Here is a 10,293-nt window from a genome sequence, read left to right as displayed (position 1 = left end):
GGAGACCCTCGGCTGGCGGACACCAGCCGAGGCCCTCACCGCGCTACTGTTGGATCAACAAACAACAGGTGTTGCAACCACCGCGTGAATCCGCCTCGCATTGAGGGACTTGAAGTCCCTCAATGCGACATTCACGGACTTGAGCGGACGGCTAGAGCGAGACCACCGAAACCGGGAGGGCCGGGTTCGCGCTGAAGTCCAGCGGCGCCGTCGGGCGCTTCGCCGCCACCACGTGCGCGCCCAGCGCCGCGATCATCGCGCCGTTGTCCGTGCACAGCCGCGGACGCGGCACCCGCAGCTCGATCCCCGCCGCCGCGCAGCGCTCGGCCGCCAACGACGACAGCCGCGAGTTCGCCGCCACCCCACCGGAAATCACGATGGTGCCGATCTCCTGCTCCTTCGCCGCGCGGATCGCCTTCGCGGTCAGCACGTCGGCGACGGCTTCCTGGAACGACGCCGCGACGTCGTCGACCGGGATTTCCTCACCACGGCGTGACGCGCCTTCGACCCACCGCGCCACCGACGTCTTCAGGCCGGAGAAGGAGAAGTCGAACTTCGCGTCGCGCGGGCCGGTCATGCCGCGCGGGAACGCGATCGCCGCCGGGTCGCCGTTCTTCGCCGCCTTGTCGATCGGCGGGCCGCCCGGGTACGGCAGGCCCAGCACGCGGGCGACCTTGTCGTAGGCCTCGCCCGCCGCGTCGTCCACAGTGGACCCCAGCTCGGTGATGCTCGACGCGATGTCGTCGACGCGCAGCAGCTGCGTGTGCCCACCGGAAACCAGCAGCGCCAGGCACGGCGCCGGCAGCGGCCCGTGCTGCAACGTGTCCACCGCGATGTGCCCGGCGAGGTGGTTGACCCCGTACAACGGCACGCCCAGCGCCGTCGCGTACGCCTTCGCCGCGGAGACGCCGACGAGCAGCGCGCCCGCCAGGCCCGGCCCCGCCGTCACCGCGATGGCGTCCACATCGGACAGGGACAGCCCGGCTTTCTCGAAGGCGCGCGAAGTCGTCGGGACCATCGCCTCGAGGTGGGCGCGGCTGGCGACCTCGGGCACGACGCCGCCGAAGCGCGCGTGCTGCTCGACGCTGGAGGCGACCTCGTCGGCGAGCAGTTCGACCGTGCCGTCGTCGTGCAGCCGGACCAGGCCGACGCCGGTCTCGTCGCACGAGCTCTCGATGCCCATGATGATGCGTGCCATCAGCCCGCCACCCCGTCTCGCGTCCGCGCCGGGCGGACCATCGTGTACGCGTCGGCGCCGGAGGGCTGGTAGTAGCGCTTCCGGATGCCGAGCCGTTCGAAGCCGTGGCGCTCGTACAGGCCGAGCGCGGCGGTGTTGTCCGTGCGGACCTCGAGGAAGACCGGCGCCTCGAACTCGTCAGCGCGGACGAGCAACGCCTGCAGCAGCGCCTTGCCGATGCCCTGGCCCTGGTGTTCCGGCGCGACGCCGATGGTGTGCACGGTCGCCTCGTACTCGCCGCGGCGGCGGCCGACGACGGCCAGCCCGGCGTAGCCGAGGAGCTCGTCACCCTCGTCCGGGCGGGCGGCGAGGTAGAAGTTGCCGGCGTCCAGTTCGGAGTGGAAGGCGCGGGCGCTCCACGGGTCGTCGCCGGGGAAAAGGATCTTCTCGATCTCGACGCAGCGGGCGATGTCCATCCGGCGCAGCGGCTCGAGTCTCACGGCGCGGTCACCCGTTTCGGCGCGGCGGGCTCGACGGCGTCGGGACGGCGCAAGTACAACGGCGTCAGTGGCGCGGGCGGTTCCTTCGCGAGCAGCGCGGCCTTCGCGACCTTCACGAGTCCGGCGGGCGACGGGAAGCGCGGCTCGATCGGCTGGAGGTCGAGCACCGCGGCGTACAACAGCGCGCCGTCGCCGGCCGCCACCTTGACGCCGGTCCCGAGGTCGGCGGGACGCTGGACGTCCGGGCCGCCAGTGCGTTCGCCGTCGGCGTCGTACGCCGCCCAGTAGACCTCGCGGCGGCGCGCGTCGGTCAGGACGAGGAAGGCGTTGCCGCCCGGCTCGACGTCGGCCGCGATCGCGTCGAGGCTGCAGACGGGGTACACCGGGATGCCGAGGGCGTGCCCGAGCGCGGCGGCGGTGGCCATTCCGGCGCGCAGGCCGGTGAAGGGGCCGGGGCCGACACCGACGACGATCGCGTCGAGGTCCTTGAGCGTGACACCGGCGTCTTCGGCGGCGGCCAGCGCGTGCGGGGTGATCAGCTCGCCGTGGGCGCGGGGGTCGATCGTGACCCGCGCACCGCGCGTCTCGACGCCGTCGCCGTCCACCGTGACGACGCCCGCGGTCACCGCCGGGGTCGAGGTATCGATCGCCAGTACCAACACGGTGGCCCAGCCTACGACCAGGCCCGGAACTGCTCGCTGCAGGGGACGGATCAGCACGGTAACGTGCGAAGCGAGTTTGATACTGGGAGGTCCCCGCGGTGCCCGACCCGTTGTTCCCCGCCCTCACGTCAGCTTCGGGCAAGGAAGCCCTCCGATTCGGCGATCAGGCCCTGACCTACGACGAGCTCGCCGCCGTCGCGGGCGGCCTGGCCGCCGAGCTCCCCCGCGGCCGCGTCGCCGTCTGGGCGACCCCGACCCTCCACACCAGCGTCGCGGTCGTCGCGGCGCTCCTCGCCGGCGTCCCGGCCGTGCCGATCAACCCCAAGATCGGCGAACGCGAACTGGCGCACATCCTCGCCGACAGCGAGCCCCGGCTGGTCCTCGCCGAACCAGGCGCGGAGCTGCCGCCGGGGCTGGCCGGCCTGCCGCGGCGCGACATCCCGCTCACCGGCGAGGCCGCGCCGCTCGCGAAAGAGCCGGACCCCGAGACGCCCGCGCTGGTCGTCTACACCTCGGGCACCACCGGCCCGCCGAAGGGCGTCGTCCTCCCCCGCCGCGCGATCGCCACCACGCTCGACGCGCTCGAAGACGCCTGGGCCTGGACTGAAGCGGACACATTGGCGCACGCGCTCCCGCTGTTCCACGTGCACGGCCTCATCCTCGGCATCCTGGGCCCGCTGCGCCGCGGCGGCTCGGTGCGTCACCTCGGCCGGTTCTCGACCGACGGCGTCGCGCGCGCCCTGTCGGACGGCGCGACCATGCTGTTCGGCGTGCCGACGATGTACCACCGGATCGCCGGCGAGGTCGGCGCCGATCCCGCGCTGGCGGACGCGCTGCGAGGCGCGCGCCTGCTCGTCTCCGGGTCGGCGGCGCTGCCGGTGCGCGACCACCAGCGGATCACCGAGGCGACCGGCCGGCAGGTGGTCGAGCGCTACGGCATGACCGAGACGCTGATGAACACGAGCGTCCGCGCGGACGGCGAGCACAAGCCCGGCACCGTCGGCGTCCCGTTGCGCGGGGTGGAGCTCAGGCTGGTCGGCGACGCCGGGGAGGTGCTCGACGACGTCGAGGCCGTCGGCGAGATCCAGGTGCGGGGCCCCAACCTGTTCACCGAGTACCTCAACCGGCCGGACGCGACCGCGGCCGCGTTCGACGACGGCTGGTTCCGCACCGGCGACATGGCGACGCGCGACGCCGACGGGTACGTCAAGATCGTCGGCCGCCGGGCGACCGACCTGATCAAGAGCGGCGGCTACAAGATCGGCGCGGGCGAGATCGAAAACGCGCTGCTCGAACACCCCGGGGTCGCGGAGGCGGCCGTCACCGGCGAGCCGGACGACGACCTCGGCGAGCGGATCGTCGCGTGGATCGTGCCCAGCGGCGACCGGCCGCCGTCGGCCGAAGAGCTCGCCGACCACGTCGCCCGGCTGCTCTCGCCGCACAAGCGCCCGCGGGTCGTCCGGTACCTGGACGCGTTGCCGCGCAACGACATGGGCAAGGTCATGAAGCGGGCGCTCGGTGGTTAGGCAGCCGGCGCGCGAGGTCGTCGACGCGATCACGACCGGGTTCGAGGAGTTCGCCACCCCGCTGCGCGACGAGCCGGCCGACGGCCCGATCGACTGGCCTGGATACCGCGAAGCCCGCGAAGCCGCTTCGGCGCGCACGGGCGAGAAGGAGTCGGTCGTCTGCGGGACGGCGAAGATCGGCGACGTCGGAGCCGTGCTGATCGCGTTCGAGTTCGGGTTCCTCGGCGGTTCGCTCGGGCAGCGCACCGGCGACCGGATCGAGGCGGCGTTCGCGCACGCCCGCGACACGCGGCTGCCGGTGGTTTCGCTGATCTCGACCGGCGGCAGCCGCATGCAGCAGGGCATGCGCGCGCTGATGCAGTTGCAGCGGGTGGCGCGGGCGTCGGCGCTGACGCGCGCGGCGAGCGTCCCGCGGATCTCGGTGCTGCGCGACCCGACGACCGGTGGCGGCTGGGCCACGCTCGGCGCGGGCGCCGACGTCATCCTCGCGCTGCCGGAGGCGCAGGTCGGGTTCGCGGGCTCGCGGGTGCGGCCGCCAGGTTCGCCGGAGGCCTACACCGGGGAGGCGAAGTTCGAGTGGGGTCAGGTCGACGCCGTCGTGCCGTCGGCCGGACTCGGCCCGACGCTGGAACGGTGGCTCCGGCTGCTGACTTCGCACTCGTCCGCGGCGGCTCCGCCGCCGAAGGCGTTGCGGCCGGCCTCGCTGCCCGAGACGGGCTGGGAAGCGGTCCAAGCGGCGCGGGCGCCCGAGCGGGCCCGCGCCGGCGAGTACCTCGACGCGTACTTCGACTGGCGGGAAGCCATCAGCGGGGATCGCTGCGGCGGCGTCGATTCCGGGGTGGCGTGCGGCTTCGGCTGGCGCGACGGGCGGACGATCGCGTACGCGGCACAGTGCGGCACTCCGACGTCGCCGTCGGGCTTCCGGACGGCCACGCGGCTGGTCAAGCTGGCCTCACGGCTGGGGATCCCGGTGCTGACGCTGGTCGACACGCCGGGCGCGGCGAACGACGCGGCGGCGGAACAGGCGGGCGCGGGCGGCGCGATCGCGGACCTGTTCGAGGCGGTCGCGACGGCGTCGGTGCCGGTGACGACGCTGGTGATCGGCGAGGGCGGGTCGGGCGGCGCACTCGCGTTCGCCGCCGCGGAGTCGACCTGGGTGGCGCCGGACGCGTACTTCTCGGTGACGTCACCGGAGGCCGCCGCGGCGATCCTGAAGCGCCCGGCTTCGGAGGTCCCGGCACTGGCGAACCAGCTACGGCTGCGACCCCAGGATCTGGTGGACCTGGGCGTCGCCCGCGCGGTGGTCAGCCCGGCCGAATGATCGACGTCCGATCAGGACCGACCACTTTGGAGAGACACGGCATCCCTGGCGAGTGAACGCGGGCGCCGCGGATCGAAGCCGCCGAGCTATGTGATCTTCATCCATTCGTGGTTGGATCTTGCGATGGGGTATCGACTCAACAGGCGAGCGGCGTTCGGTTTGGGGACCGCCGTCGCCGCTGGAAGCATTCTGGCCGGCTCTCCCGCGTTCGCGCAGGAAGCAGACATCGAGGCCAGCCCGGCCACACCGGACCGGGCCAGGCAGAAAGTGAAGCGCGTCTACGACAACGCGGCCGCTGAGGCAGGCGGCATCTGGAACTCCTACATCAGCGTGGCCGACCAGGTGGCCGTCGACGTGGCGTCCGACGAGATCGTCGAGGCGTACAGCGTCAACAAGGTGGCCGTCGCGGTCACCTTGATGGACAAGGTCGACCGCGGCCTGCTCACGCTGGACCAGCAGGTCCAGGTGCCGGCGAGCATCGTCGTGCCGGGTGGCGACGGCATCATCATCCTGGACAAGGCGTACCCGAGCGCGTTCACGCTGGGTCACGTCCTGTCGCTGTTCCTCACCGTTTCGGATGACACGTGTGTCCGGCTGGTGGGGCTCGTGGTTCCGGCGGCCGAGATCAACCAGATCCTGGTGACCAAGGGCTTCCCCAAGACCCAGGTCACGCCGGTGGCCAACCCGAACCGCTACTTCCTCGGCAAGACCACTCCGCGCGAGACTCACGACCTGCTGAAGGCGCTGATCGCGGGCACATTGCTGAGCCCGGCGTCGACGGACTACCTGCTGTCCATCCTGCGGTCGCAGGTGGCGTTCACCGACGGTATCCGCCGTGAGATGTCGTCCGTCGATCGGGCGAGGATCGCCACGAAGGCGGGCTGGCTGAACGACGGCCGCAACGAGGCGGGAATCATGTTCGACGCCGCGGGCAAGCCGGTGTTGATCTACTCGATGTTCGCGCACGGCCAGGCGAACCCGGAGGACTTCGGGGCCACGCACCCGGTCCGGCAGGCCACCGCGAAGATGGGGCCGAAGTTCCTGTGCGCGGTCGACAAGATCGCGGGCGTCGGCGCCAAGGCATTCCGGGCACCGGCCTACCAGCAGTACAACGGCGGCTGAGAGCGGCTGCTCGGAGGGCAGCGACCACTGTGGACACATGGCGGTCGCTGCCCTCCGGCAGTTCTGCCGCCGTGATCCGAGGACGTCTTCCCCGAGTGGTTCCCGGGCTATGACTACGAACCTCTGGTCTCGCGGTTGAACGAGCGGCTGTGAAGCCCGGTCGACCGACGGGAGACCCGGTGCGGACCTACGCCCGCACCAGCTCCGGAACCCGGTCGGCCCAAGCGCCGTGCGGCTCCAAAACCACCTCGCGGACGTCGTCTTCGCGGCGGTCCAGCCGGACCACCAGGTAGTCCGACGACAGCCGCTCCGCCGAGCCCTCGCCCCACTCGACCACGATCGCCGAGCGCTCCAGGTCCGTGTCGAGGTCGAGGTCGTCCAGCTGGGACAGGTCACCGCCGAGGCGGTACGCGTCGACGTGCACCAGCGGGACTCCGGACGAACCCGCCGGGTGGACGCGGGCCAGCACGAACGTCGGCGAGCTGACCCGCCCGCCGACGCCGAGACCGTCCGCGATGCCGCGCGTCAGCGTCGTCTTGCCCGCGCCGAGCGGCCCGGCCAGGAGCACCAGGTCACCGGCGCGCAGCACGCGACCGAGCGCGCGCCCGAAAGCCATCGTCTCTTCGGGCGTGGGAAACACCATCATCAACGCTGCCACCACCAGTTTCGCCGAGCCGAAGTCACGCCGTCCACACCGGAACAGCGTTGCAGGAGATCGATCAGATGGCTGTTCACCAGCTCGGGCTGTTCGAGCTGCACCATGTGCCCGGCGCCGCGGACGCGCACCAGCTCCGTGTCGGGCAGCTCGGCGGCGATCCGCTCGGCGTGGGCGAACGGCGTGAACCGATCCGAATCGCCGCCGATGACCAGCACTTCCGCGTGCTTCAACCCCGCCAGCGCGGCGTAGCGGTTGTGGCTGCCGAGCGTGTCGACGAAGTTCACCAGCCCGCGCACCGGCGTCACTTCGAGCATCTCGAGCATGAAGTCGACGAGCCGGGGCGCGACGTCGCGGCTGCCGAACGCCAGCCGCCGCACCGCCTGCCGCGTCAGCTGCCCGCCCGCCGCGCGCACGAACTCCACCAGCCCCGGCTGCCAGCCGGCGAGACCGCCGGCGGCGCGCGTCAGCGGGTTGTACTTGGAGAGCAGCGAACGCGGCAACCCGCGTGCGCCCACTTCGCCCGCCGCCGTCGCGATGAAGGCCACCCCAGACACGCGGTCTTCGAAGATCTCGGGGAACTCGGCGGCCAGTTCCATGATCACCATGCCGCCCATCGAGTGCCCCATCAGCACGACGGGTCCCTCCGGCACCACGGACCGCAGCACGCAGTCGAGGTCCCGCGCCAGCTGCTCGATGGTCGACGCCGCCGCCGACGCCGCGCCGGAAAGCCCGTGGCCGCGGTGGTCGTAGTACACCTGACGCACGCGGGGCAGCCGAAGCGACGCGAGGTCGCGGCGCTGGAAATGCCAGCACCGCCGCGAAAGCGCGAAGCCGTGTACCCCCACGACAGTCAGTTCGGGTTCGCCGCCGTCCCGCGGGTCGATCTCCTCGACCGAAAGCGGCGTGCCGTCCTCGGCCGCGACCGTGGAGACACGGTCCGGCTTCAGCTCCCCCAGCGGCTCGTCCACGTACGGATCCTCACTGTACCGCCGCTGCTGCGCGGCGACGGCGATGACGGCGGCGGTCCCGGTGGCCACGGCCCCGAGCCCGCCGGCGATGGCCAGCAGTCGACGTGAAGGTGTCAAGAGCGCTCCCCCAGATACCGGCGCCGCACCCGCGGCCGGTACATCGAGGTGACGATCTCGTAGTCGATGGTGCCCACCTTGTCGGCCCATTCCCGGGCCGTCGGCTCGCCTCGTGCGCCGTCGCCGAAGAGGACGACCTCGTCCCCGACGGCCGGTTCGTGGTCCCCGCAGTCGACGACCAGCTGGTCCATGCAGACCCGCCCGGCGACCGGACGCCGCTGCCCGCCGAGCCAGACGTCCATCCGGCCGGACAGCGACCTCGGCACGCCGTCGGCGTACCCGGCAGGCACCAGCGCGAGGTTCGTGTCACGCGAAGCGGTCCAGGTGTGCCCGTAGGACACCGATTCGCCCGCGTCGACGCGCTTGACGAGCGCGACCGCCGACCGGAACGTCATGGCCGGGCGCAGGTCTTCGGCCTGCGGGACGGGGTTGAGCCCGTACATCGCGATGCCGGGACGCACGAGGTCGAAGTGCAGGTCCGGCCGCGTCAGCAGGGCGGCCGAATTCGCGAGGTGCCGCATCGGGTCGAGCCCGGCGGCGCGGGCGACGTCGTACGCCTCGGCGAAGCGCTTCGCCTGCGCGTCGATCGAGGGGTGCTCCGGCTCGTCTGCGCACGCGAGGTGGGACCAGATCGCGACGACTTCGACCCGCGGTTCGGCGGCCGCCGCGGCCACCAGCTCGGCCCACCCGGCGGGCGGGCAGCCGTTGCGCGACAGCCCGGTGTCGATTTTGAGATGCACACGAGCCCGGGTACCCGCGGACGTCGCGGCGGCGATGCGAGCTAGCTCACCCAACGAGCTGACCCCGAGGTCGACGCCGGCTTCGACGCCCGGCGCGAAGTCGACGTCCGGCGTGTCCAGCCAGCTGAGCAGCCGGGTCGTGATCCCGGCGCGGCGCAGGTCCAGCGCCTCGCCGAGCGAGCACGTGCCGAGCCAGCTCGCCCCGGCCTCGACCGCGGCGCGCGCCACCGGCAGCGCGCCGTGGCCGTAGGCGTCGGCCTTCACCACGGCCATCACCTCGGCGCCGGGCGCGCGGGCGCCCAGCAGGGTGAGGTTGTGGCGGATCGCGTCGAGGTCGATGTCGACCCGCGCGCGAGAGAAACTGGAGGGCGTCATGACGCTCTCCAGTTTCCCATGACCCGAGGTCAGGACAGGCGCGCCCCGGACGTGGCGGAGAACACGTGCAGTTCGTCGGAACGGATCCGCAGGTGGAGGGTGTCGCCCATGGCGGGCGGCGTGCGCGGGTCGACCCGGACGACGACGTTGGACTTGGTGCCCTCGGCGTCGGTCTCGGCGAGCTTGCCGTAGACGAACGCGTCCGAGCCGAGCTCCTCCACCAGGTCCACCTTGACCGGCACCGCGCTGCTGTCGGCCTCGCCGACCACTTCGAGCGACTCGGGCCGGAAGCCAAGAGTCACCGTGTCGCCGTCGGCGGCCTGGATGACCTCGCGGGTCAGGGCCACGCTGCCGCCACCCAGCTCGGCGCCGTCGGCGGTGAGCTTCGCGGTGACGAGGTTCATCGCGGGCGAGCCGATGAAGCCGGCGACGAAAGCGTTCGCGGGCTTGTCGTAGAGGGCGCGCGGGGTGTCGCACTGCTGCAGCAGGCCGTCCGACAGCACGGCGACGCGGTCACCCATCGTCATGGCCTCGACCTGGTCGTGCGTGACGTACACGGTCGTGACGCCGAGGCGGCGCTGAAGCGCGGCGATCTGCGTACGCGTCGACACACGCAGCTTCGCGTCGAGGTTCGACAGCGGCTCGTCCATCAGGAAGACCTGCGGCTCCCGCACGATGGCGCGGCCCATCGCGACGCGCTGGCGCTGACCACCGGAGAGCGCCTTCGGCTTGCGGTCCAGGTACTGCTCGATGTCCAGCAGCTTCGCCGCGTCGAGCACCTTCTGCTTGATCTCGGACGCGGGGCGGCCGGCGATCTTCAGCGCGAAGCCCATGTTCTGCCCGACCGTCATGTGCGGGTAGAGCGCGTAGTTCTGGAACACCATGGCGATGTCCCGCGAGCGCGGCGGCAGCTGGGTGACGTCGCGGTCGCCGATCCAGACGGCGCCTTCGTCGATGTCCTCGAGGCCGGCGAGCATGCGCAGGCTGGTCGACTTGCCGCAGCCGGACGGGCCGACCAGCACCAGGAATTCGCCGTCGGCGATCTCCAGGTCCAGCGCGTCGACCGCCGGGCGCTCGCTACCGGCGTAGCGGCGGGTCGCCTTGTCGTAGGTGATGGATGCCATCGG

10 protein-coding genes are annotated in these 10,293 nt (G+C 72.0%); 3 read left to right on the top strand and 7 right to left on the bottom strand.

Annotation, left to right across the window (positions count from 1 at the left end):
• Window positions 1–151: 151 nt before the first annotated feature.
• From tsaD to tsaB, 3 genes are read right to left on the bottom strand one after another with little or no spacing between them, the layout of a single operon-like run.
• Window positions 152–1,198, bottom strand: a complete 1,047-nt coding sequence (tsaD, locus tag AB0M82_RS19220) for a tRNA (adenosine(37)-N6)-threonylcarbamoyltransferase complex transferase subunit TsaD (RefSeq protein ID WP_364723260.1) — start codon at window positions 1,196–1,198, stop codon at window positions 152–154.
• Complete coding sequence (gene rimI, locus AB0M82_RS19215) at window positions 1,198–1,677, bottom strand: ribosomal protein S18-alanine N-acetyltransferase (protein ID WP_364723257.1); 480 nt, start codon at window positions 1,675–1,677, stop codon at window positions 1,198–1,200. The genes tsaD and rimI overlap by 1 nt, the downstream gene beginning before the upstream one ends.
• Complete coding sequence (gene tsaB, locus AB0M82_RS19210; protein WP_364723255.1) at window positions 1,674–2,339, bottom strand: tRNA (adenosine(37)-N6)-threonylcarbamoyltransferase complex dimerization subunit type 1 TsaB; 666 nt, start codon at window positions 2,337–2,339, stop codon at window positions 1,674–1,676. The genes rimI and tsaB overlap by 4 nt, the downstream gene beginning before the upstream one ends.
• Window positions 2,340–2,437: 98 nt before the next feature.
• Here tsaB and AB0M82_RS19205 point away from each other — a divergent pair, with 98 nt between their 5' ends.
• The 3 genes from AB0M82_RS19205 to AB0M82_RS19195 all read left to right on the top strand — a co-directional run bounded on the left by AB0M82_RS19205 (window position 2,438) and on the right by AB0M82_RS19195 (window position 6,308).
• The gene (locus AB0M82_RS19205; protein WP_364723253.1) at window positions 2,438–3,865 is read left to right on the top strand and encodes an acyl-CoA synthetase; all 1,428 of its coding nucleotides are present in this window, start codon (window positions 2,438–2,440) and stop codon (window positions 3,863–3,865) included.
• Window positions 3,858–5,186, top strand: coding sequence for a carboxyl transferase domain-containing protein (locus tag AB0M82_RS19200; protein ID WP_364723251.1), 1,329 nt, complete (start codon window positions 3,858–3,860; stop codon window positions 5,184–5,186). Before AB0M82_RS19205 ends, AB0M82_RS19200 begins: the two co-directional genes overlap by 8 nt.
• 123 nt (window positions 5,187–5,309) lie before the next feature.
• Window positions 5,310–6,308 (top strand): serine hydrolase, encoded by a 999-nt coding sequence (locus AB0M82_RS19195; protein ID WP_364723249.1) that lies wholly within the window; start codon window positions 5,310–5,312, stop codon window positions 6,306–6,308.
• Between the two features lie 187 nt (window positions 6,309–6,495).
• On the opposite strand, the gene tsaE is transcribed toward AB0M82_RS19195, so the two are convergent.
• Genes tsaE through ugpC form a run of 4 tightly spaced genes read right to left on the bottom strand, consistent with a single transcriptional unit; the run spans window position 6,496 to window position 10,290 of the window.
• Entirely contained in the window at window positions 6,496–6,957 is a 462-nt protein-coding gene (tsaE, locus tag AB0M82_RS19190) for a tRNA (adenosine(37)-N6)-threonylcarbamoyltransferase complex ATPase subunit type 1 TsaE (protein WP_364723278.1), read from the bottom strand.
• A complete protein-coding gene (locus AB0M82_RS19185; RefSeq protein ID WP_364723246.1) occupies window positions 6,954–8,051 on the bottom strand; it encodes an alpha/beta hydrolase in 1,098 nt (365 codons plus the stop codon). The genes tsaE and AB0M82_RS19185 overlap by 4 nt, the downstream gene beginning before the upstream one ends.
• Entirely contained in the window at window positions 8,048–9,166 is a 1,119-nt protein-coding gene (gene alr / locus AB0M82_RS19180; protein ID WP_364723243.1) for an alanine racemase, read from the bottom strand. Before alr ends, AB0M82_RS19185 begins: the two co-directional genes overlap by 4 nt.
• A 29-nt stretch (window positions 9,167–9,195) precedes the next feature.
• Entirely contained in the window at window positions 9,196–10,290 is a 1,095-nt protein-coding gene (ugpC, locus tag AB0M82_RS19175) for a sn-glycerol-3-phosphate ABC transporter ATP-binding protein UgpC (RefSeq protein WP_364723240.1), read from the bottom strand.
• Between the last annotated feature and the right edge of the window lie 3 nt (window positions 10,291–10,293).

The sequence above is a fragment of the Amycolatopsis sp. NPDC051128 genome (assembly GCF_040682715.1).
GTDB lineage: Bacteria > Actinomycetota > Actinomycetes > Mycobacteriales > Pseudonocardiaceae > Amycolatopsis.
The sequence above is the reverse complement of the archived record's forward strand: the minus strand, read 5'-3'. Positions and strand labels throughout refer to the sequence as shown.

Bases quoted from the DNA above. Each gene is read 5' to 3' on its own strand.
- tsaD (WP_364723260.1), bottom strand. From the start codon at position 1,198: ATGGCACGCATCATCATGGGCATCGAGAGCTCGTGCGACGAGACCGGC.
- AB0M82_RS19195 (WP_364723249.1), top strand. From the start codon at position 5,310: ATGGGGTATCGACTCAACAGGCGAGCGGCGTTCGGTTTGGGGACCGCC.
- ugpC (WP_364723240.1), bottom strand. From the start codon at position 10,290: ATGGCATCCATCACCTACGACAAGGCGACCCGCCGCTACGCCGGTAGC.
- alr (WP_364723243.1), bottom strand. From the start codon at position 9,166: ATGACGCCCTCCAGTTTCTCTCGCGCGCGGGTCGACATCGACCTCGAC.